Raw genomic sequence first — 23,114 nt, 5'->3', positions numbered from 1 at the left:
CCTATGTTTGCCTCATCATAGACCTCTTTAATCGTGAGATTATCGGTTTGTCAGTGGGATGGAACAAGACAGCTGACTTAGTTAAACAGGCCCTTCAAAGCATTCCGTATGCCCTGACTAAGGTCAAACTCTTTCATTCGGATCGAGGGAAAGAGTTTGACAATCAGCTGATTGGTGAGATTCTGGAAGCTTTTGGTATTACTCGCTCACTCAGTCAAGCTGGCTGCCCATATGACAATGCCATTGCTGAGAGCACCTACCGTGCTTTCAAACTTGAATTTGTCCACCAAGAGTCATTTCGCTCACTGGAAGAATTATCTCTGAAAACCAAAGATTACGTCTACTGGTGGAACTATCATCGCATTCACGGTAGTCTCAATTACCAAACACCCATGACCAAACGATTAACCACTTAGAAAAAGCAATTTATAAATTTTGTACAGAAAAGTGGTGCCTTTTCACTATTTATTGTAGATACTAAACTGTTACTACTATCACATCTTAATGAAAACAATAAAACTGGGGATGATTGAAAGAATAAGATAGATGATCCAAGTTAATGTAAGATTATAAACTGACAGTCCAGAGAAGATAGCTGTTCCTGTGGGCAGCGCTATCATGACAATGGTGGAAATGAGTGATCGGACTTGAGCTAACTGACTTTCTGGAATATGTTTTGCCCAGAATGCATTTATTTTTGGATTAAATTTTCCTGTTAGATAGGAGACAAAACCGTACAATAGGATAATAGTAATTGAGGGTAACTGTAAAATTCCTGCTAACCCTATAAAGACAATGATTATCATCTGAAGTTTTAGTATAAAGGAAAGCGATTTTTCTGCAAAAAGGCCTTTGGGTCTTGAATTTCCAACTAACGCACAAACTATACCTGTCATTTGCATGAATAAAATGGTATCTGCGTATGAAAATTTAAAAAGCTGGTGATTCATATAAAAGATATTCAAAATGGGTAAAACAGAAGAACTTAGAACATTGAAAATAACCAAACTTACAAACAAGCTAGTAAAAGAAATGTCACCATTTTCGGAAAATGTCATCCTAGCTAGTTGGTAGGTATTGTTTATTTTTTTTAAAAAACTATGTTTTTTCTGTGGAATTACCGGGTCATGTTTTAAATCGTTTCTAATAAAATAAAGTAATGCAGCCGAAAGTATAAAACTTATAGCATTGATGATTGCAATAAGAGAAAAATTTTGATGTGTAAAACTTAATAACCAAACACCTAATATTTGACCACCTATGGCACATAAGTAAGCAACGATGTTAAAACCCGAGTACGCAGTAACTAGTTCGTCAGACGGGATTTGATGACTAATCATTGGCATAAATAAATTACTATGATAGCTCGCTAAACAGTCTGTTAGAACATTCAATAAACAAATAACAGAAAAAGCAAAGTAAGTAACTTGTCCAGTTAACCCTGCTATAATTAGGAAAAATAACCCTTGAATCCACCCAATTCTCACAATCCAATTCGCCTTTTCTTTAGTCTCATCTGCCTTTTGGGCAATCCAGAGTTGAAAGAGAACTGGTACCATTATAATTATATTAGCTAAGCTGATTAATAGCTTGGAGTTAAAAGTTGTAGCTACATAGATGACAAAAACAATATTATATAGTGCTGAACCAAACTGTGTCAAAAAATTAGCTACAAGTGACCATCTGTAAAATCGATTAGATCTAATCAGCTTCATATTATTACCTCCATGTACCGCTTCCACACAGGATAGAAGTCAGACAACTTTATACGATTGAAACGTAAAAAGAAAGATGAATTTAGTAACAATTTTTCTATAAATTCAAGATACTCATCTTTTGAATATAATTGGTAGACATCAAGTAACGCATCAGCAATACCTAACATTCCAAAATTATAACTTGGAAACTGAGCAAATTCAAATTTCAATCCTTGAGCTAATTTGAGTATCAATTCTTCGTATTTCACATGGTCCACATGGATGAGAAACTTTATTAATCCAGCATTTCCATTATTAAAGTATGGAGAAAGTTTGTTTTTACCTATAGGTAAAAACAAACTTTCTGTATTAGTAATCAGTTGCTTATTGACATAGTTGAGACTATATTCAAACCATTCTTTAGGTAAAGAATGCTGGTTAAAAATTAATTTACCTAAAATTCCCTCTAAACCATAACTTGCTTCTGAATGAATAAGGTATTTAAAATGGTCAAAATTTAGTGTTTTAATACTTTCTTTATATAAAATAGTATTGTTGGATAGCTCCTGAGCTCTTATTAGCAATTTTTTTTCTTCGATCCTTGTTTCAATGTTAATCTCCTTTACATCTTTTAATTTGAAAGAAGCTTTAAAAGGATCTATAACTACGTTTGAGGCTATCTCAATTGCATCATTGATATTGGCTTTTTCAGAAAAGAGGTAGTCTATTAATAATGAAATATTTGATGATATTCCATAATTATTTAAAAGGAGCTCCAATAATTCGCATTCATTATCAAGCTCATCCTTTATCTGTAATTTTGCCAATACAAATAATAAGAGATTTCCAACCTTATGGCAATCAGAAACTTTTCCATCTATTGTATTCCATTTTTTTAAAGAAATTTCATTATATATGCCAACAAGTGGATTCTCTTTATAGTTATAGACATGCTCAAGGTCAACAAAGTAAAGTTCAGAGTCTTCACCAACTCTAATGTTATTAGGATGTATGTCGTGTAGCACAATATCCCGCTCGTGAAAATACCGAACCATATATAGAACTCTAATTATTAAGGAAAAGAATTGTCTAAATTTATGTAAGTTTAATTTTTTACTGTGTTCTGATAAACTTGAATAGGAGAATATAGTTAGTTTCTTTGCATATTCGTAAAAATCTTCACCTTTAATTTCTTCATAAACATAATAGTCATTTATCCATTCTTTAACGTGCTCAATTGGCTTAGCAATATATTTTTTTATGTTTTTACTGTGTTCATACTCTATTTTTCTCAAATCACTCTTATAAACATTGTCAAAATAGATAATATTTGGACGTGATTCTTTAATTACCACTGAATTTCCACACTTTAAAGACCTTCCAGAATACACGTTGCCACCGTTATTATCAGCTAAAATACTTGTTACTAAGTAGTTTCTTGATAAGTAGCTCTCTTGAATAAGGTTCTCGGGTTGGATATCTTCTATCCAACTAGGTAAATCATAGTAACTTTTTTGGAAATCTTGCCATTTTTCTTGGTCAGGACCTATCAAAGTTGGAATCCCTTCTTCCATGTGTTTTACATCCAACTTGATAGTGCCAAATCTGTAGAAAATAACTTTTGAATCACGATATGGTCTATCATTCATAATGTATATTGCATCATATTCAATAGGTATTAAATAATATAACTGCTCTAAGAGATCCAAAAAATTTTGATGATTTTTCGGATATATCGTAATATATTTTCCGGATTCAGCAGGTGTTTCTTTGACAGAGAAATTATCAATAATATCTTTTTGTTTCTTTATATATTTGTAAGCAATAAGATTTTTATCTAAGAAGGGTCTAACAATCTCAGAAATCTCCTTATAGTTTTTTATGGTTGCAGAAAGATGTATTTTATAGCCAAAAAGAGGAAGTTCATCAGGAAAAATATTATGAAACGAGTAAATATTTTCTTTTCCCACGACTACCTCTTTTCTATTTTATAAAAAATAAAGTTTTTATTTTGGTTATTTTCAATTTCTTTTAATTGAGATAATTGTCCTCTAAACTCTTTATATTTTTTTCCATTAATTATACAAGCTTTAGTATTAACTTCCATTATAATTCTCCTGTAACATAAAAGAAAGGTAGACAATAATTTATTGAACTGTCTACCTTTGATTGTTAAAATCAGCAAGCATTTGTTGTAATTTTACAACCTGGTGAGTAAATTTCTAACCCATATTGAATAGGCAGACGACTTAAATCGCTGATAAATGCCGTCATAGTACTTCTCCTTTCTATTTTATGTTTGTATGATATCAAAAAAAGGGAACAGTCCCCTTTTTTTGAATATAAGCAAAATCATGAAGAAAACGATTTTCTAAAATAATTCGCCTCGTTATGATAACCAAGTTGTTGAAAAAAATCAATTCCTTTCTCAATTTCGATTTTACCTTCTTCATTTCCGATCTCTTTTTGGTGATAGCCTCTAGCGATTTTCTCAACAATTCGCATATATGCATCCCTAGTCTCTGAAAAGTAAGTATTTAATAAAAACTCAAATTGACTTGCTTCAAAAAAATCTTGGGCAGAAACAGCATGAAAAAGACCGTTGACGAGTACAGTATGAATGAGGTTTTGATTGATAAAATCCTGACCAAAAAAGATTGATCTTGTTAACATTTCGCGACAATAACTTAGATAAATTCGACTAGAGAAGAGGTGGCTAGTATCTGCAAAAATTACTAACTCATAACGGGCCCAAAAATCTGTTGAAAAAAGATAATTCACTAGAAACTCAATATCAGATTTTGGAATTTCATATTCCTCATCAAAAAAAGAAATAATTGACTTAATCCATATACTATTCAGTTTATAGAACTGGTATTTTTTACCTTTACGACAGAATTCTTCTTGCTCCATCAAGAGTTTTAATAATGCTTTCTTTTGAAATGGTTGGCTATATTCTTTTATTTTGTTTTGCAAAATTGCAAACTCTGTGGGTTGAAATTCTGACACAAAGAATTCAAAGTCAGCCATGCCCAGATAAATATTACTTAGGCATGTTCTGAGTTTTTCAGCTGACATTTCAGATTTTCCGTTTTCAAACCTAGATAACATGGACACGGAAAACTCACCTCCCGTCGCATCTGATAAGGAAATTCCTCTGGACTCCCGAATTTTTTTAAAAATTAAACCTAAATTTTGCATACATTTCCTTTTTGCTTTTATTCAAATAGTATAGCATAAATTTAAGTATATATCATTGAAACAGAGTTGATTTACTCAGATATCAATCCCATTCAGTAAACCTTACTAAAAGAAAAAATATAATTAGTATTTTTAGATGATTGAACAAATATTTATTCGTACTGAAAAGGCACTACTTTTCTGTACAAAATTTATAAATTGCTTTTTCTAAGTGGTTAATCGTTTGGTCATTGGTGTTTGGTAGTTGAGACTACCGTGAATGCGATGATAGTTCCACCAGTAGACGTAATCTTTGGTTTTCAGAGATAATTCTTCCAGTGAGCGAAATGACTCTTGGTGGACAAATTCAAGTTTGAAAGCACGGTAGGTGCTCTCAGCAATGGCATTGTCATATGGGCAGCCAGCTTGACTGAGTGAGCGAGTAATACCAAAAGCTTCTAGAATCTCATCAATCAGCTGATTGTCAAACTCTTTCCCTCGATCCGAATGAAAGAGTTTGACCTTAGTCAGGGCATACGGAATGCTTTGAAGGGCCTGTTTAACTAAGTCAGCTGTCTTGTTCCATCCCACTGACAAACCGATAATCTCACGATTAAAGAGGTCTATGATGAGGCAAACATAGGTCCAACGATTACCCACCCAAACATAAGTCAAGTCGGTCACAATAGTTTCCAATGGCTTTTCTTGTTCAAACTGTCTGGCTAAGTGGTTTGGAATCGGTGCTTCATTTTTCCCTTTGGTATGCGGTTTGAAGGCTGCTTTTTGATAAACGGATACTAGGTTGAGTCTGTTCATGATGCGACGAATTCGACGGTGAGATAGTTTGATGCCTTCATTTTCTAGACATTTCTTGATTTTCCTAGCCCCGTATCTGGCCTTACTTTCGAGAAAAATAGCTTTGATATTTTCTTCAAGTTCCGCTTCAGAGACTGGTTTAACAGCCTTGTAGTAATAGCTAGAACGAGGAATCTTAAACCAACGACACATGGCTGAAATGCTATATTTGTCTTTGTTAGCAGTGATTACTTCTCTTTTCGTGCCATAATCACCGCCGCTTGCTTTAGGATATCTAGCTGCATTTCGAGTTCTTTATTACGCTTTCGGAGTTCAATCAGCTCACGCTGCTCATCTGTAAGATTATCAATAGTTTTAAAGGAACCAGTTGTTTTTGCCTGACATACCCACTTATCGAAGGTTGATGGGGTTAACTCATATTCTTTGACAAGCTCACTTCGTTTCATCCCTGCATTGTGAAGGTCAACGATTTGTTGCTTAAAGTCATCGGTGAAGTGGCGACGTATTTTTCTAGACATAATTTCTCCTGTTTCTTTAGTGTAGAACACTTCATAAAATCTGTCTAGTTTAGTGTAACCGATTCACATTACCCGCTCTATGTCCCGCAAAGGAACACCTGCAGATAATGCCTGTATTGAATGATTCCATTCCGTCCTAAAGTCTGAAACCTTTTATCTCCATAACTGGAGAAATCCCAATAAAGATAGTATAACAAATATTGTCAAAAACTATATCACATTTTATAATAAAACTAGAATTCAACGGAAATTAAATGACCTGTCTCCCGTGGAGTACAGGAAACAGGGCTCATATCAGTGTTTTTCTTGTGACTCACTATTGGGGGCAGTGCCAATGTCTGTATTTTTTTATATTTGCTTTATATCAATTGAGGAATTCTCAGATTGTGTTGACAAATTAAATATTTTCTATAGAAAGAGTGAATTTCTTTCGTTTTAGAGGACTTCTTATGCCAAGATACAGGAGTCCTCCTTTTTTGTTTGAAAACAAGCAGACAGAAAGAGGATGGAGGAAAGAAAATGTCAAAAGAATATTACTTTATGTCAGAGGGCAGAAGATTAAAGTCACCGAGCAGATATATAGAAGTCTACTGGCGAGAAAAAGAAGATGAGAAGTGTTTAGAGAGCAGGTGGGCAGAAAAAATCACTTGCTCTTTTTTCTCAGATAGGTCATGATGGATATTTTGTAGAAAATATAGTCGCTGAAAGTATTGATGTGGAAAAGATTGTTGAAACACAGATGATGATTGAAGTACTTAGAACTGTTATACCAAAACTAATGATGAAACGCTTCGTTTGGTAGCAAAGGTAAAAAGCATGACACACTCGACTTTAATCAAGAGAAGAAATAAAATTCTTGGGAAGTTAAAGAATTTTAAAAATTTGATAATTAATAGGATGGACAAATTTTTGATAATCATAGCTAGAATGAGGTGTTTTCAAGAAATAGCATATGGCAGAAATATGGTATTTCCCTTTGTTAGTAGTAATGACTTCCCTTTTTATACCATAATCATTGCAGCTTGCTTTAAGAAGTTAACGTTCAGTTCTAACTCTTTATTTCGCTTTCTGAGTTCAATCAGTTCATGTTGCTTAGTCGTTCTAAGTTTGTCTCATCTACTTATCATCAGTCGATGGTGTCAGATCATACTCTTTGATAATCTCGCTTCGTTTTTTACCTGAATGGTGAAGATCAACAATTTGTTATTTAAAGTCATCTGTGAAGTGGCGATGTGATTTTCTAGACATGAATTTTTTTTCTTCAGTGTAGGATAATTTATAAATCCTGTCTACTTTATGTAATCGCTTTTATCGCTAATCGTGTGTAGCGTAACTTGTGGTACTCTTTTGCGGTATCGAATAATCACTCAATCTGTTTCTTATGTATCCTTTTATCTTTCGATGACGGATTGCTTCGCAAATGTCCAAGGCATCCTTCTAAATACGATGAGTGAGCAGCTTTTAATGATGCTTAGATTGGGGACAGCTTGGTAAAAGGGCAAGCGTTACAAATGGTAGGAAAAGCCTATAGGAACTGTAATTCCTAGAATTTTGTATTTAGTCTGAGAAGTCGAAAGACTTTTTTGATAGAAAAATGGAAGAAGGTAAAGTTAGCCCTGAGGGAAGAGTTTGATAAACATAAAAACAGATAATAATCCAGAATATTCTGTCCATATAATCGTTCATTAGAAAAAATTTGATAAAAAAACGTCTATTTGTAAGTAAATTCACAAAAAATATTTTTTTAAAAGATATTGACTTTATCGCAATGGAAAGGCTTACAATAAAAACGCAATGAAGATTTGATAATCGGTAAATATAAAAATATCGAAAGGACATCCTTGTTTATCGCTACTAAATCTATCATAAGTTTATTCAAAAAAATAAATTTTATAAAGGAGGTTTGTATCATGAGTTCTGAAGCATTAGGAATGATTGAAACAAAAGGTTTAGTCGGGGCTATTGAAGCAGCTGACGCAATGGTCAAGGCAGCCAATGTGACTTTGGTCGGAAAGGAACTAGTTGGTGGTGGACTTGTTACGGTTTTGGTTCGAGGAGATGTGGGAGCGGTTAAGGCATCAACAGATGCAGGAGCAGCAGCTGCACAACGGATTGGTGAACTTATCTCTGTCCATGTTATTCCACGTCCTCATACAGAAGTGGAAACCATTTTACCAGTGAAAAAATAGAGTGAAGAAGGAGTGGTTTTTCCATGGGACAAAATATGAATAATGGAAGTCAAGTATCAGCTCATCAACAAATGGTCGAGGTGACCAAGAAATTCCATGCGATTGGGATTCGAAGCGGGATTATTTCGGGCTTGTTTTATGGTTTGTATTCCTTTGTGGTGATGATTATTAGTGGGTTTGACCCGATAAAATCAGCAGTAGGAATTTTTGCAGCTCCCTTTGTTATGGGGGGATTGAATGACTTTCTTGGAGGTTGTGTTCTTCTTATTAATGTCATTCGTACAGGTAAATTTAAAGAATTGGGAAGAAGTTTAGCAACCAAGCCTGGAAAAATAATGCTTTTAGGTTTTGTCTTGGGTGGTCCAATTGCGAATGGGGCCTACCTTGTTGGTTTGTCACTTGCGGGCGCCTTTGCTATTCCAGTATCTGCTACAACAGCTGCTTTCGGAGCACTGTTTGCAGCGGTTTTTTTAAAACAGAAAATTACTCCTCGTGTTGGAATAGGCATGATTCTTTGTGTTGCAGGTGCCGTTATCTTAAATTTGGTCAAACCAGAGGGAGCTTCAAACTTTACATTGGGGATTCTTTTAGCTATTTTCGCAGCGGTTTGTTGGGGTCTTGAAGGTTGTATTTCTAGTTTTGGTGGCGCAATGCTAGACTCAGAGGTCGCAGTAACCCTTCGTCAAATCGTATCTGGACTGATTCAAATGATTATTGTCGTACCGATGGTAGGGGCAACTGGTCTGTTTGCAAAATTGATTGTAGCTCCACTCCCAATGCTTCTCTTGTTAGTATCTGGAACCTTAGTTGGTATTTCTTACACCACTTGGTATAAATCAAATGCCATGGTTGGTACTGCAATTGGGATGTCTCTAAATATTACCTATGCTTTCTGGGGAGTATTCTTCAGCATTCTTTTCTTGGGACAAGCATTGACGCCAACGATTACAATTGGTTCGATTATTGTTATTTTGGGAGCAATTATCGTAACAACAAATCCATTGGACTTATTTAGAAAGAGCGAGGTATAAGAGATGGGACTTTTACCAGCAAGAACAGCTGTTTTGAATTATATGAGTACCGTAGAAAAGGCTGATGTTCAGCAAGTAATGGACGCATTGAAATCCCAATATGGTACTGAAAAACAGTTCACAGTGCCGCTTTTTCTTGAACACTTGATGTCTCTAGAATGTAATGGATATGTGGAACAAGTAGGATATGATTTAGATGAACAGCAAAAACTGAGAATCTTCTACAAAATCAAATCTGATGGCTTAGATGCTGTCAACAAATATATTGCAGCAGAATATAAAAGATAATCGGAGGAATTATCAATGAGATATTATGGTGGACAAGCCTTAGGCTTAGTTGAAACTCTAGGACTGGTACCGGCCATGGAAGCATGTGATAAGATGCTGAAGGCAAGTGATGTCAAACTGGTGTCCTATGAAAATGTCGGATCAACTCTCGTAACCGTCATGGTTGTAGGTGATGTAGCTGCTGTTCGTGCCGCTGTTGAAGCGGGTGCTGCAGCTGCCGCAGCAATTGGGAAATTGACAGCTCACAATGTGATGCCAAGACCAATTCCAACTGTAGGTGATATTGTGTCAGTACATGATATTGATAATTAGGCGTAAAGGAGAATACCGTGAAAAGATATCAAGCAATTGGGGCAATCGAAACATTTGGTTTAGTCTTTGCATTAGAAGCAGCAGACGCTATGGTTAAAGCCTCTGAAGTTGACGTTGTTGGCTATGAAAATGTAGCTTCTGGTTATATCTCTGTCATCGTTCAAGGTGAAACGGAAGCTTGTAATACAGCTGTAGAAGCAGGTGTACGTGCAGTTGAAGCAATGGGGGCTGAGGTATATAGTCGAGTTGTTATTCCTGGACCGCACGAAGACCTTCGTAAGATTATTGATCGTTACTCATTGTCTGTTTTATTACCAGAAAGTCCAGAACCTGAAGTTCAATCCTAAGAAAGTGTGTAGAGTATGTTGTATATTGACAAAGATTTAGCATCCATCCAAGAAATCCGCAATTTACTTTTGAATGCTCAAACTGCTTTTGCTCAATTACAAAAATTAACTCAAGCTGACTTAGATAAGTATAGTGAAGCGCTCATTCGGAAATTGCAGCAAGATGGAGCCAGCAGTATCAGAGATTTTGTGGTAAAAAACCAATATGCCAAAGAGGAAGATGAACTCTTTCTTTGCCAAGAGTTTCTAAAACGGTTTGAGGAGACCATCCAGCAAGAAACCTACACAGGTATGATTGGAGGGAGCAGTCAGGAAAAGGTCATTGAGATTGGCGTCCCATTAGGGATTGTAGCAGTATTGCTACCCGCCTACCCGACTTATACTTTACTTGTTAATCTGTTGTTATTAGCTCTTAAATCTGGGAATTCTATGGTACTTGTTGCCAATAAACTGACAAAACCATCGACGATAGAAGCTATCAATCAGTTACTAGATTTTCTAACTGACCTAGGCTATCCTGAGGGTGGGTTGAGCTTAGCTGAGATGGCTAATGATGCCGGAATTTCCGAGTTGCTCCTAAGTAACAAACTCTCCTTGCTGATCAATATCGGCTGCCCTGAGTACATCAATAAGGACTTTCGAACCAATATTCCTCTTATTTATGGTGGGGAGTCTTCTGGTCCAGTTTTTATTGAACGCACAGCAGACTTGGAGAAAGCCGTCAAGGATGTCATTTACTCAAGAAGTTTTGATAATGGGATTTTACCAGGTTCAGAGCAATTTCTTGTAACAGAAACTGTCATTGCAGACCGTATAAAATGGTTAATGGAGACCAATGGAGGCTATATTTTGACAGAAGATAATACGGAGAAGTTGGTGACATTTTTAAAGATATCTGAAAAGAATGTTATCACTAATTATAATGGTCAATCTGCTAAATGGCTAGCTAAAATGGCGGGTTTTACCGTTCCAGAAGATACACAAGTACTGGTATCAGTACAAGAATACATGAACGATGAAGACTTTTTCAATAAAAAATTACTTTGTCCAATTATCATCCTTTATCGAGAACCGGACTGGACACTTGCCTGTGTCAAATGCATGAACATCTTATCTGAGTTGAGAATGGGGCATACCCTGACTATTCATTCGGCTGACTGGAAAATTATCAAAGAATTTGCTGTGGTGAAAGCGGTCGGACGAATCGTGGTCAATGCGCCAACAGCATTTACGGCGACTGGTGTGAAATCAAGTTTTGCACCGTCACTGGTATTGGGAGGGATTACCACAGGACGTGGCTACCGCTCAGAAAATATTACTCCAAGACATCTCACATATACTCGTCAAGTTGGATTTGAGTGAAAGGAACAGAAAAGAATGAAGAATTTCGGCAAATTGGGTTGCTCTCAAAATAGAACAGTCTGCTAACTTTAGTTGAAAGAGAGGAAAGAATCCATATGGATATGAATGAATTTACAGCCAAATTAAAAGAGGCTACCAAACAATTAAGTGAAACAGAACGTGCCTCACTCGTTAAGATTTTCCAAAGTGTTTCAGAAGACGTTCAAAAACCAGAAGTCAAAGTAGCACCAGTACTTGTAAGTGAAGGGACAGAGCTACCAGAAGGTATCACCCCACGTTTGCAAGCTTTGAAAAATCAATACTTAAAAGCTCGTCCAACGATTTCGTTAATCCGTGCTACTAATTTGACACGTGTTTCAAAGGAAAATGAAGGAATGCCAAAAGCCGTTCTTCGTGGGACAGCTTTCAAAGAATTCTGTAAAATTGCTCCTTTGGTGATTCAAGACCATGAATTATTGGTTGGTGCACCAAATGGTGGTGCGCGTTGGGGTGCTTTCTCACCGGATATTTCTTGGCGATGGCTTCGTGATGAATTGGACACTGTTTCAACTCGTTCGCAAGATCCATATGATTTGTCAGCAGAAGACAAAAAAATATTGATAGAAGAAATCTTCCCATACTGGACTGGCAAATCTGTTGATGAAGCGTGTGAATCACAATACCGCGAAGCAGGGGCTTGGGAATTATCAGGTGAATCCTTTGTTTCAGATTGTTCTTACCATGCACAGTCTGGTGGTGGCGATTCCAACCCAGGTTATGATGTGGTTGGTATGAAAAAGGGGATGCTGGATATTATTGAAGAAGCCAAAGCGCATTTAGAAGGGTTAGACTACGGCAATCCAGGTGACCTTGATAAAATTTATTTCTATAAGGGACAAATTTTAACAGCGGAAGGTGTCATCATTTATGCTAAACGAATGTCAGATTATGCAGCGCAATTAGCAAGCAAAGAAACAGATCTAAAACGTAAGTCAGAATTGGAAATGATTTCACAGGTGAATGCCAATGTTCCAGCTCATAAACCGGAAACGTTCTGGGAAGCAATGCAGTACTTGGTTACTATCCAACACTTGTTGCTATGTGAAGAAAATCAAACAGGATTGTCTATCGGTCGTGTGGACCAATACATGTATCCATTTTACAAGAAGGATATTGAAGAAGGTCGTATGAATGACTTCCAAGCCTTTGAAATTGCAGGCTCTATGTTTATTAAGATGTCTGAGATGATGTGGTTAACATCAGAAGGTTCTTCGAAATTTTTCGCTGGTTACCAACCATTTGTCAATATGTGTGTAGGTGGTGTGACGCGTACAGGTAGTGATGCAACAAATGATTTGACCTACTTGTTGATGGATGCTATTCGCCATGTCAAGGTTTACCAACCTACTTTGGCAACTCGTATTAACAACAAATCCCCACGTAAATATCTACAAAAGATTGTTGATGTTGTACGTGCAGGTCTAGGTTTTCCAGCTTGTCACTTTGATGATACCCATATCAAAATGATGTTGGCTAAGGGAGTGTCAATGGAAGATGCGCGTGACTACTGCCTTATGGGCTGTGTAGAACCACAAAAATCTGGTCGTCTCTATCAATGGACTTCAACATCTTATACACAATGGCCAATCTTGATTGAAACAACACTAAACCGTGGTGTACCACTCTGGTACGGTAAACCTGTTACACCAGATATGGGGCCACTACATCAATACAAAACGTTCGAAGAATTTGAAACAGCAGTCAAAGATACGATTAAGTATGTGACAAAATGGACATCGGTGATGACCGTTATTTCACAACGTGTTCATCGTGAATTAGCCCCAGTACCATTGATGTCTATGATGTACGAAGGAACAATGGAACATGGTAGTGACGTCAAATCTGGTGGTGCGATGTATAACTTTGGTCCAGGTGTTGTCTGGTCAGGACTTGCCAACTACGCAGACTCCATGGCCGCTATTAAGAAACTGGTCTTTGAAGACAAGAGATATACATTAGAAGAATTGAATACAGCATTAATAGCCGATTTTGAAGGTTATGACCAAATTAAAGCAGACTGTCTTGCAGCACCAAAATATGGTAATGATGATGATTACGTAGATAGTTTTGCAGCAGACATCATTGAATTTACAGAAGAAGAACACCGTAAATACCGGACACTTTACTCTGTATTGAGCCATGGTACCCTGTCTATTTCAAATAATACACCGTTGGGACAAATTACAGGTGCATCAGCTTCGGGTCGTCGTGCTTGGAAACCATTGTCAGATGGTATCTCACCAGACCACGGTATGGATGTCAAAGGACCAACAGCTATTATCAAGTCTGTATCTAAGATGGCAAATGAAAACATGAACATCGGTTTGGTACACAACTTCAAGATTATGTCAGGTCTGCTTGATACACCTCAGGGAGAAGAAAGCTTGATTACTCTTTTGCGTACAGCAAGTATCCTTGGAAATGGTGAAATGCAGTTCAACTATTTGGATAATGCAACCTTAATTGATGCGCAAAAACATCCAGAAAATTACCGTGATTTGATTGTACGTGTGGCAGGTTACAGTGCTTTCTTCGTAGAATTGTGTAAAGATGTCCAGGATGAAATTATTTCACGCACGGTATTGACAAAGCTTTAGTAATGAAAATTTTGCTTACAACCATGTAATGGTGATGGGCAGATGGTAAGGAAGTAGTGATGGGAATGCAGAAGAAAAAACACGAGACGCGGATCAATGTATTCAATGTCCAAAAATATAATCTTTATGATGGTCCTGGTATCAGAACAATTGTGTTTTTCAAAGGATGTCCGATGCGGTGTAAGTGGTGCGCCAATCCAGAAGGACTGGAATTTGGTTCAAATGTGATGTACAAGGAAAGTTTATGTAAACCATATAGTTCCTGTGCAACAACTTGTCCGCTAGGTCAGATTTGCTTCTCATATAAACGTCCAGAAAGCCCTAGTCCTTTTGATTATGCTGACAGGGAGCATCCGATTGATATTCGTAAATACAAAAAAGGTCTTCCAACGAAAGAAGATATTAAGGGGTGTCCTGAAGGTGCTCTAACTGTTGCGGGAGAATCCAAAACGATTTCTGAGCTCATGTCCATCATTCATGAAGACGATGCCTTTTATGATATGTCAGGTGGGGGAGTAACTTTGTCAGGTGGTGAATGTCTAGCTCAGCCAGAAGGAGCCATTGCCTTACTGCAGGCTTGTAAGCAAGATGGTCTGAATACCGCTATTGAGACAGCAGGTCACGTACCAAATAAGGTTTTTCAAGCAGTAGCGCCTTATGTAGATCTCTTCTTGTTTGATATGAAGCATATGGATTCGAAAAAACACAATGAATGGACGGGGGTTGGGAACGAACGAATCCTCACCAATCTAAAGTATGTTATTGAATCAGGGCATAATATCAAAATCCGCATGCCTATGTTAAAAGGGATTAATGATAGCCAAGAGGAAATTAAAGCCATTATTGAATTTCTCCTTCCCTATAAGGAGTATAGTAGTTTCCGTGGTATTGACCTATTACCCTATCATAAGTTAGGGGTAAATAAATACCATCAACTGGGGCTCGAATACAAAATTGAAGGTGATCCTTCACTTAGTCAATATGATTTGGATAGGATTGAATCCTATATTATGACCTATGATTTTCCAGTGACAGTTGTGAAACACTAATCTACATGAAAAGGAGGTGCAGTCTTGATTGAAGGAATAGGAAAGATTGATCGGATTATTCAAGAATCCGTTCCTGGCAAACAGATTACCTTGGCTCATATGATTGCTGCACCTATCCGGTCTGTGTACCAAAGTTTAGGTGTTGACGAGTCGGGAGCCATTGGGATTCTTGCCTTAACTCCTTATGAGACCGCTATTATTGCAGCAGATATAGCTGGGAAATCAGCTAGTGTTGGTATTTGTTTTGTTGATCGCTTTACGGGTTCAGTAATATTTAGTGGAGATGTACAGAGTGTGCAAACAGCCCTACAATCCATCTTGGTGTACTTTGAAGAACAACTGGGTTTTTCAGTTGTAAATGTGACGCAATCATGAAAAAAAGAATAATGGTTATTGGTCCAAATGACAAGGAGAAGGAAAAAATAATCGAATTGCTTGAGGGAACAGAAAATCTTCCTCATGTTTGTTCAGTGCTTTATTTGGATAAAACGATTCAGATACCAAGTTCCTATCTAAGAGGGGCTGGAATGATGAAACATATCATTTCGACACAGCAAAATGCAAGCGCTGTCCTAATGATCTTATCTGCTTCGAGATCTTTCCCTATTTATTCTCCAAATTTTGCCAAAGCATTTCACATTCCCACTATCGGTATCATTTTATATACTAAAAATGAAGATAACCGTGTAGGAGTTGGGCAATGTAGAAGAGAATTTAAAGAGACTAAGGTGGATGTGATTCAAGAACTAGATTTAAGTAACGATAAGCAATGCCAACAATTCTTACATATAATGAACCGAATCAAAGAAGGAATGATATGAAAACAAAAGCGTTTAGTGTAGGACCTAAATTTGTGATAGGACATCATTCTACTGAAGAGCTTTCCAAGTTATCTGCAAAGAAAGCCTACATTATCTGTGATCCCTATATAGACCAAAATCATATGGTGGATGCCGTTTTGCAGGAATTAAAAAAAGCAGGTGCGGAGACAAAAGTCTTTTCAAAAATTGTTCCAAATCCTACGATTGAAGTGATTGCTGAAAGTATTTCAGAAATTAAAAACTTCAAACCTGATTTAGTCATTGCTTTGGGTGGTGGCTCAGCCATTGACTCTACCAAAGCAATGTTAAAAGTATATACTGAATCCGAAAAAGTGACCAAGCCACAAATGATTGCAATTCCGACAACGAGTGGTAGTGGTAGTGAAAATACAGCTTTTGCAGTGATTTCAGATCCTAGTAAAAATGAAAAATTTGTCATTATTGATGAGTCGATGGTCCCAGATGTAGCTATCTTGGATACCTACTTTACCATGACAGTCCCATCTGGAGTCACGGCAGATGCCGGGATGGACGTTCTGACGCATGGTTTAGAGGCTTATGTCGCCAATGGTGCTACTGATTTTTCCGATGCCTGTGCTGAGAAATCCATCACCCTAGCCTATCAATTTCTCTTTGAGGCATATAAAAATGGGGGCAATCAGTTTGCACGTGAAAAAATGCATAATGCTTCAGCAATTTCTGGGATTGCATTCAACAATGCAGGGCTAGGAATTTGTCACAGCCTTTCTCATGCACTTGGTGCCTTCTTCCATTCTCCACATGGTAGGATTAACACCATGCTGTTGCCTCATGTGATTTCCTTCAATGCTTCTTTAGAAGAACAAGAAGAAACTGCTGTTGCAAAGCGCTATGCTCAGGCAGCTCGAATGCTCGGTCTATATGGCTCAACTCCAAAACAAGGGGTTCGGGCTCTGATATATGCCATCATACGATTGGCAAAACAGATGAACATGCCAATGACGATTGAGGACTTGGGCATTAATCGTCATGAATTTGAAAAAATGATTCCTGAAATGGCAAAACGTGCACTTGCTGACGCTTGTACAGTTGGCAATCCACGTGCTGTTACCATCGAGGATCTCGAGGCTATTTATCGAGCCTTGTAGGGAATGGAAACTTGAAGGAATCATCTGAAGTCGTTAAGAAAGAAGTTTTTTTATGAAATTTTTAACCGAAGATGATTTGCGTGTCGAGTATCATCAATTTCCATTTGAAACCTTTACCATAAAAAAAGAACAGCGATTAACACCCGGTGCACGTACGTTTCTTTTAGACCGCAAGATAAAAATTGTGGATGAAAATGAAGTCAAATTACGGGGGAAATTGAAACCGTATGTTCAAAAAGAGGAAGTTTCTACTTCCTCTGGACTATTGGATACGAGCTGGTTATCTCATCCAGTCTGGTTGGATATTCGTTGTGAGTTTTTACAAACAGCCTATGAAGTTGTGGGGAGAGACTTACCATTAGCTCAAGAACTAAATGCCTTAGAACGCTATCTGGCAACCATTCTTGCAGAAGGAGAAGCTGTCTTACCCCCTATTTGTCGTGGAAGGATTTCGACTGAAAGAGTAGATAGATCCTTTATTCACGGAAACTTGTCTAATGTTGGAATGTTTCTCCAGTCCAATAATGGTCAGATACTTGTAAAATTGTATCCCCTTTATTTTCATTTAGAAAAAGTGATAGATGACTTGAAACTTCAAAAAGAAGAAAAGTTTCTGGCGTTACTCTATCGGCTTGGTCAAGTTATTGCCCATTATTTACAGATAAGAGAGGAAGCGACCAATGATGCTACAACAGTTACCTAAAACCTGTGATCAATACGTTGAAGAATTTGAAAGCGTAGAAGTCAGGCCTATCAAGGGAACTAGCGATATTTATTTGACGGGTGTGGATTTAGGAACGGCCTATATTGTTCTAGTTGTTTTGGACCAAGAAAAAAATATTGTAGCTGGAGCGCACCGACCTGCCTCTGTCATTAAAGATGGGATGGTAGTAGATTATATTGGAGCCATCCGGATTGTTCGAGAGTTGAAAGAATCACTCGAAGAGCAACTAGGTGCAGAATTGCTTTTTGCAGCAGCAGCTATTCCACCGGGGACAGATACATTAGATGGCGGAGCAATCAAAAATGTAGTCCAGGGCGCAGGCTTTGAATTGACTGCTCTCTTGGATGAACCAACAGCGGCAAATACCATTGTTGGGCTTCAAAATGGAGCGATTGTGGATATTGGCGGTGGTACGACAGGGATTTCAATCTTGAAAGATGGAAAAGTGATGAAGTCAGTTGATGAAGCGACTGGTGGAACTCATTTTTCACTTGTCGTTGCGGGAGCTTACAAACTTGGCTTTGATGAAGCAGATGCTTACAAACGAGATCCAAAGCACCACAAAGAGTTGCTTAGTGTGTTGAAACCTGTCATTGAAAAGGTAGCCTCTATTATCAAACGGAGCCTGGAGGGGATGGATGTTGATGTGATTTATCTGGTAGGTGGCACAAGCTGTTTGCCAGGAATCGAGACAATCATTGAAAAGGAAACTAAAATCAAAACCATCAAACCGAAAAATCCAATGTTTGTGACACCAATTGGCATTGCGATGAATTGTAGTCAGGACATTATCTATTAGAAAAGAGGGCGATATGTTAGTTGCAGAATTAGTCGATACAATTTGGGCAACAAGGAAGTCTGAGGCACTGAATGGTGTAAAATTTCTACTCGCCGAAGTGAAAGGTGGAAGTAGAGTAGGTGAACTTCTTGTGGTTGTAGATATGATTGGAGCAGGTATTGGTGAGCGTGTTATCGTTGCGACTGGATCTGCAGCTCGCCGGATGATGGGGGATGACCAGATGCCTGTTGATGCTGCTGTTATCGGCATAATTGATGAAAACTATGACCAAGTCAAAAAGCAAAATGGAAAAATAGAACGTTTTTCGTAACTTAAAAAAGGAGAAAACATGGCAAAATTAATTACAGCAAAAGATGTGTTGAATTGCCACCAAGCTGGAAAGACTACTTGTTACCTAGAACCAGGGACAATCGTCACACCAGCTGCGCGTGATGAAGCAAAGAAACATGGCATTTGTTTTGAAGAAGGAAAAAAAGTACGGTGTCAATCACAGGTGTCTACAGAAAAAGGACTGGATGGGATTACTTCTGACGAATTATTGACCTTATTGAAAAACATGTTATTGACTGGCGACAGTGAGCCTAATAAGGAAACGCCACCTTATCGGTGTGTTTCTCATACAAATGGCTTAAAGGTGGTAAAAGGTGGTACTGTTCGTATGGATGATTTTGATACAGGTACGCCAGATGCTAAAGTTGGTTTTCAGGAGTTAGTTAGCCAACATGAATCAAAAATGAGTGCAGGTTTCTTGACTATTGATCATTCTAATTTCGCTTGGAAACTGCCATATGAAGAAATAGACTATGTCATTTCAGGAACAGTTTCGATTGAAATTGATGGTCAAACCTATGTTGGTCGGGCTGGAGATGTCTTGTTCGTTCCATCTGGTTCAGATGTTATTTGGGGTTCACCAGATAATGCCAAAATTTTCTATACCACCTATCCTTCAAACTGGGCTGATTTAATGTAGTGAGAGGTCTCCCATATGAAGGCTTTAGGAATGATTGAAACCTACGGGTTTATCGGTTCTGTGGAAGCGGTAGATGTCATGCTAAAATGTGCAGATGTTTCGCTCTTAGGGACCGAAAAAGTGAGTGGTGGTCTATACTACATTAGTATAACGGGTGATGTTGGGGCCGTTAAAACAGCCGTTGATGCTGGAGCTGAGGCTGTTCGTCGTCTCGGTGAAAATCATCTTCAGGGGGTTCATGTTATTCCACGACCGGATGACCAATTAGCAGAACTCCACCACCCAGTTGCAGCAGCTTTAGAAATTGTAACAGAAGAAGCAGTTGGTATGGAACAACCAGTTGCCGTTTCACCAGAAATAAGAGAGTTTGAGACGGTCGCACCAGTTGAACAAGCAGATGAAAGAATGACCTTTAAGCAATATAAACACAAATTGGACAGGACAAAAGCGTCCGAATTGCGTGGCCTTATTTCAGCTAATTCACACCTAGATATAGATGAAGACGATCTAAAAATTCTAGTGAGACGCGAAATGATTGCTCTTCTCTTAGAAGATTTTAAAGCGCAGCATAAACAGAAAAAATAAAGGAGAATTTCGGGGGTCGGATGATGAAGACACTAGACGTTGATCTTTGTTCAATTCAAGAAGCACGAGATCTTGTAAGAAAGGGGAAACAAGCCGCTAATGTAATAGCGACATTCTCAGATGAACAAATTGATATCATATTAAGAAATATCGTAAAAGCAGTAGGAGTCAACGCTTATTATCTTGCTGATATGGCAGTTGAAGAAACAGGTTTTGGTAAGGTAAACGATAAAGCCTATAAAAATTATGCAGCATCTTATTTGCTCTATCAAGAAATTAAGGATATGAAAACAGCTGGGATCCATGATTTTGATGAAAAGAACAAAGTATTCAGTGTTGCAGAGCCAATGGGGCTCTTGCTTGGAATTACCCCTTCTACTAATCCAACTTCAACCGTGATTTTTAAAGCAATGATTGCTATCAAATCACGAAATGCCATCGTATTTGCACCGCATCCATCTGCTAAACGTTGTAGCAATGCGGCGGTAGAGATTGTGCATAAAGCAGCAATTGAAGCAGGTGCACCAGAACATATTGTAGGTTCTGTTTCCAATCCATCCTTGGCAGCAACAAATGAATTGATGAATGCCAAAGAGGTATCAATGATTATCGCAACGGGCGGACCCGGCATGGTCAAAGCAGCCTATAGTTGTGGAAAACCTGCTATTGGTGTTGGTGCAGGAAATTCACCAGCCTACATTGAACGCACAGCAAACGTAGAAAAAGCAGTACGGGCTATCGTGGCTTCAAAAACATTTGACAATGGAACCATCTGTGCTTCAGAACAATCCATTATTTGTGAAGAGGTTAATAAGGATGAGGTCATTCGTGAATTGAGTAAACAAGGTTGCTACATGATGAGCGAGGAGGAAACGGAAAAGGTTTGTAACTTACTCTTCCGTGGCAATTCAAATGGATGCAATCCAGCAATGAATCCCAAGTTTGTAGGTCGCGCAGCCACAGAAATTGCAGAGGCAGCAGGCATTATTGTACCCAAGGATACAAAAATATTAGTAGGACCACAGGCTGGTGTTGGTCAAGGGAACCCACTTTCCTTTGAAAAATTGACAACTGTTATTGGTTTTTACATTGTTAAAAATTGGGAAGAAGCCTGTGCGCTTAGTATTCGACTCTTGCAAAATGGTATTGGGCACACCATGAGTATGCACACCGAAGATCCAGATATGATTTTACGCTTCTCCTCAAAACCAGCTTCTCGTATTTTGATCAATACGGGTGGTAGCCAAGGAGGGACAGGTATTTCAACGGGTCTACCCGTTTCATTTACACTAGGATGTGGCACAGGTGGCGGAAGTTCTGTATCTGAAAATCTTTCTCCAAAACATTTGGTGAATATTAAGATAGTAGCTTACGGTGTGAAGGACGTCGCAACTTTGATAGAAGATGATGTTTTTCAATCTTTACCCAAATTGGCTCTGCCAACAGAAATAAAACCAGATGCTGTTTGTTCACCAAGTGTCCATGTTAATCAAGATCAAGAACCGCCTAAAAATTGTGATATATTGAAGCAAACACCACAATCTATCCAAGAAACATTTGAGCATCAACAAAAAGAAAGTCCACACCAAGAAGTCGCAACGACTACAACTGGAGTTGATAACGAAGTACTTGTTCGTGAAATATTATCTGCGCTCAGGCAAAAATAGGAGGTGATTTGATGGAAGAATTAGAAGACCTATTTTATCGGGTAATTGATCAACTAGGAGGACGAGCTGTAGCTGTAGAGGAAGTGAAGTCTCTTGCTCCTCAACCGACAAAACTAGATGTAGAGGACTTTGTCATTCCACTAGGCGTTTCAAATCATCATATTCATTTGTCTCAGACAGACGCGGATACCTTATTTGGTCCAGGTTATGAGTTTCAGAAACTCAAGGATCTCTCCCAGACAGGTCAATTTGCTGTACAAGAATGTCTCTTTGTTGCTGGTCCAAAAGGAATATTAGAAAAAGTCCGTATTTTAGGTCCCGTTCGTTCTCACAGTCAGGTTGAGTTGACCGTATCCGATTGCTTTAAACTAGGCATTAAAGCACCACTTCGCCTGTCAGGAGATTTGGTTGGCTCACCAGGTTGTACCTTGATTGGTCCAAAAGGCTCTGTGCAACTAACTAAGGGCTGCATTGTTGCAAAGAGACATATTCACATGTCTCCCTTAGACGCTAGAGAATTTGGTGTGAGAGACGGTCAAGAAGTCTCGCTTGAATGTCTAGGAGAACGTGGAGGTATCCTAAAAAATGTGACTATTCGTGTTCATGAGAGTTTTAGCTTAGAGTGTCATTTGGACACAGAAGAAGCCAATACCTTGGGTGTATCGGCAAAAAACAAACTAAAATTAATAAAGTAAAAGGTAGGTAGATATTATGCAATCAGAAGCACTAGGAATGGTTGAAACAAAAGGCTTGATTGGCTCTATTGAAGCGGCTGATGCCATGGTCAAGGCAGCCAATGTCACTCTCATCGGCAAAGAATATGTCGGCGGCGGTTTAGTAACCGTCATGGTCCGTGGTGATGTCGGTGCGGTCAAGGCAGCCACAGATGCCGGTGCGGCGGCTGCCCAACGTGTAGGCGAATTGATTTCAGTTCACGTTATTCCACGTCCGCATAGCGAAGTGGAAAGTATTTTAGCTCACAAATAATCAGAAAGT

General features: G+C 38.2%; 25 protein-coding genes and 3 pseudogenes. 22 read left to right on the top strand and 6 right to left on the bottom strand.

What is annotated here, in order from left to right; all coding sequences use genetic code 11:
- Nucleotides 1-416: integrase core domain-containing protein (locus tag H346_RS0104225; protein ID WP_027969992.1), on the top strand; the 416-nt coding region annotated here is incomplete at its 5' end.
- Between the two features lie 78 nt (nt 417-494).
- Here H346_RS0104225 and H346_RS0104220 read toward each other — a convergent pair.
- The 5 genes from H346_RS0104220 to H346_RS0104195 form a co-directional block, all read right to left on the bottom strand.
- Entirely contained in the window at nt 495-1,715 is a 1,221-nt protein-coding gene (locus tag H346_RS0104220) for an MFS transporter (protein WP_027969991.1), read from the bottom strand.
- The gene (locus tag H346_RS0104215; RefSeq protein WP_051188351.1) at nt 1,712-3,667 is read right to left on the bottom strand and encodes a class III lanthionine synthetase LanKC N-terminal domain-containing protein; all 1,956 of its coding nucleotides are present in this window, start codon (nt 3,665-3,667) and stop codon (nt 1,712-1,714) included. Before H346_RS0104215 ends, H346_RS0104220 begins: the two co-directional genes overlap by 4 nt.
- A 2-nt stretch (nt 3,668-3,669) precedes the next feature.
- A complete protein-coding gene (locus tag H346_RS10925) occupies nt 3,670-3,804 on the bottom strand; it encodes a hypothetical protein (protein ID WP_279614478.1) in 135 nt (44 codons plus the stop codon).
- 245 nt (nt 3,805-4,049) lie between these two features.
- Complete coding sequence (locus H346_RS0104200; RefSeq protein WP_027969989.1) at nt 4,050-4,898, bottom strand: helix-turn-helix domain-containing protein; 849 nt, start codon at nt 4,896-4,898, stop codon at nt 4,050-4,052.
- Nucleotides 4,899-5,105: 207 nt separating this feature from the next.
- Nucleotides 5,106-6,211 (bottom strand): IS3 family transposase gene (locus H346_RS0104195; protein WP_156888843.1). Its coding sequence is split into 2 segments (ribosomal slippage): nt 5,106-5,935 and nt 5,935-6,211, totalling 1,107 coding nucleotides; the frame shifts between segments, so codons are not numbered across the junction.
- Between the two features lie 136 nt (nt 6,212-6,347).
- Between H346_RS0104195 and H346_RS11025 the strand changes: the two are divergent.
- Both H346_RS11025 and H346_RS10815 read left to right on the top strand, forming a co-directional pair.
- A pseudogene (locus H346_RS11025) lies at nt 6,348-6,650 on the top strand (IS3 family transposase); the annotation flags it as partial.
- An 80-nt stretch (nt 6,651-6,730) separates the two neighbouring features.
- Nucleotides 6,731-7,099, top strand: a pseudogene (locus tag H346_RS10815) (sigma-70 family RNA polymerase sigma factor); the annotation flags it as partial.
- Between the two features lie 21 nt (nt 7,100-7,120).
- Here the strand turns inward: H346_RS10815 and H346_RS10810 are convergent.
- Nucleotides 7,121-7,411, bottom strand: a pseudogene (locus tag H346_RS10810) (transposase); the annotation flags it as partial.
- Between the two features lie 710 nt (nt 7,412-8,121).
- Between H346_RS10810 and eutM the strand changes: the two are divergent.
- The 19 genes from eutM (at nt 8,122) to H346_RS0104090 (ending at nt 23,105) form a co-directional block, all read left to right on the top strand.
- Nucleotides 8,122-8,400, top strand: coding sequence for an ethanolamine utilization microcompartment protein EutM (gene eutM / locus H346_RS0104180; RefSeq protein ID WP_027969986.1), 279 nt, complete (start codon nt 8,122-8,124; stop codon nt 8,398-8,400).
- Nucleotides 8,401-8,423: 23 nt separating this feature from the next.
- Entirely contained in the window at nt 8,424-9,431 is a 1,008-nt protein-coding gene (locus tag H346_RS0104175) for a DMT family transporter (protein WP_027969985.1), read from the top strand.
- A 3-nt stretch (nt 9,432-9,434) separates the two neighbouring features.
- Nucleotides 9,435-9,719 (top strand): hypothetical protein, encoded by a 285-nt coding sequence (locus H346_RS0104170; RefSeq protein WP_027969984.1) that lies wholly within the window; start codon nt 9,435-9,437, stop codon nt 9,717-9,719.
- Nucleotides 9,720-9,734: 15 nt separating this feature from the next.
- The gene (locus H346_RS0104165; protein ID WP_027969983.1) at nt 9,735-10,031 is read left to right on the top strand and encodes a BMC domain-containing protein; all 297 of its coding nucleotides are present in this window, start codon (nt 9,735-9,737) and stop codon (nt 10,029-10,031) included.
- Nucleotides 10,032-10,048: 17 nt separating this feature from the next.
- Nucleotides 10,049-10,378, top strand: a complete 330-nt coding sequence (locus tag H346_RS0104160) for a BMC domain-containing protein (RefSeq protein WP_027969982.1) — start codon at nt 10,049-10,051, stop codon at nt 10,376-10,378.
- A gap of 15 nt (nt 10,379-10,393) precedes the next feature.
- Nucleotides 10,394-11,740 (top strand): aldehyde dehydrogenase family protein, encoded by a 1,347-nt coding sequence (locus H346_RS0104155; RefSeq protein WP_027969981.1) that lies wholly within the window; start codon nt 10,394-10,396, stop codon nt 11,738-11,740.
- A 95-nt stretch (nt 11,741-11,835) separates the two neighbouring features.
- A complete protein-coding gene (gene cutC / locus H346_RS0104150; RefSeq protein WP_027969980.1) occupies nt 11,836-14,376 on the top strand; it encodes a choline trimethylamine-lyase in 2,541 nt (846 codons plus the stop codon).
- 59 nt (nt 14,377-14,435) lie between these two features.
- Entirely contained in the window at nt 14,436-15,425 is a 990-nt protein-coding gene (cutD, locus tag H346_RS0104145) for a choline TMA-lyase-activating enzyme (RefSeq protein WP_027969979.1), read from the top strand.
- A 24-nt stretch (nt 15,426-15,449) separates the two neighbouring features.
- A complete protein-coding gene (locus H346_RS0104140; RefSeq protein WP_027969978.1) occupies nt 15,450-15,800 on the top strand; it encodes a BMC domain-containing protein in 351 nt (116 codons plus the stop codon).
- A complete protein-coding gene (locus tag H346_RS0104135) occupies nt 15,797-16,246 on the top strand; it encodes a EutP/PduV family microcompartment system protein (RefSeq protein ID WP_027969977.1) in 450 nt (149 codons plus the stop codon). Before H346_RS0104140 ends, H346_RS0104135 begins: the two co-directional genes overlap by 4 nt.
- Entirely contained in the window at nt 16,243-17,373 is a 1,131-nt protein-coding gene (locus tag H346_RS0104130) for a 1-propanol dehydrogenase PduQ (RefSeq protein WP_027969976.1), read from the top strand. Before H346_RS0104135 ends, H346_RS0104130 begins: the two co-directional genes overlap by 4 nt.
- Before the next feature lie 52 nt (nt 17,374-17,425).
- Nucleotides 17,426-18,076, top strand: a complete 651-nt coding sequence (locus H346_RS0104125; protein ID WP_027969975.1) for a hypothetical protein — start codon at nt 17,426-17,428, stop codon at nt 18,074-18,076.
- Nucleotides 18,057-18,896 carry an ethanolamine utilization protein EutJ gene (eutJ, locus tag H346_RS0104120; RefSeq protein WP_037562598.1) on the top strand — a complete coding sequence of 280 codons (840 nt, stop codon included), beginning with the start codon at nt 18,057-18,059 and terminating at the stop codon, nt 18,894-18,896. The genes H346_RS0104125 and eutJ overlap by 20 nt, the downstream gene beginning before the upstream one ends.
- Before the next feature lie 13 nt (nt 18,897-18,909).
- Nucleotides 18,910-19,206 (top strand): EutN/CcmL family microcompartment protein, encoded by a 297-nt coding sequence (locus H346_RS0104115; RefSeq protein ID WP_027969973.1) that lies wholly within the window; start codon nt 18,910-18,912, stop codon nt 19,204-19,206.
- 18 nt (nt 19,207-19,224) lie between these two features.
- Nucleotides 19,225-19,866, top strand: a complete 642-nt coding sequence (locus tag H346_RS0104110; RefSeq protein WP_027969972.1) for a cupin domain-containing protein — start codon at nt 19,225-19,227, stop codon at nt 19,864-19,866.
- A 15-nt stretch (nt 19,867-19,881) separates the two neighbouring features.
- The gene (locus H346_RS10985; RefSeq protein WP_027969971.1) at nt 19,882-20,451 is read left to right on the top strand and encodes a BMC domain-containing protein; all 570 of its coding nucleotides are present in this window, start codon (nt 19,882-19,884) and stop codon (nt 20,449-20,451) included.
- A gap of 23 nt (nt 20,452-20,474) precedes the next feature.
- On the top strand, nt 20,475-22,118 hold the full coding sequence (locus H346_RS0104100) for an acetaldehyde dehydrogenase (acetylating) (protein ID WP_027969970.1): 1,644 nt from the start codon (nt 20,475-20,477) through the stop codon (nt 22,116-22,118).
- 11 nt (nt 22,119-22,129) lie between these two features.
- On the top strand, nt 22,130-22,813 hold the full coding sequence (locus H346_RS0104095; protein WP_425262074.1) for a phosphate propanoyltransferase: 684 nt from the start codon (nt 22,130-22,132) through the stop codon (nt 22,811-22,813).
- A 16-nt stretch (nt 22,814-22,829) separates the two neighbouring features.
- Nucleotides 22,830-23,105: a BMC domain-containing protein gene (locus tag H346_RS0104090; protein ID WP_027969968.1), complete on the top strand. Its 276-nt coding sequence runs from the start codon at nt 22,830-22,832 to the stop codon at nt 23,103-23,105.
- Nucleotides 23,106-23,114 lie beyond the last annotated feature (9 nt).

The sequence above is a fragment of the Streptococcus castoreus DSM 17536 genome, from assembly GCF_000425025.1.
GTDB lineage: Bacteria > Bacillota > Bacilli > Lactobacillales > Streptococcaceae > Streptococcus > Streptococcus castoreus.
This window is presented reverse-complemented; position numbering and strand designations above follow the sequence as displayed.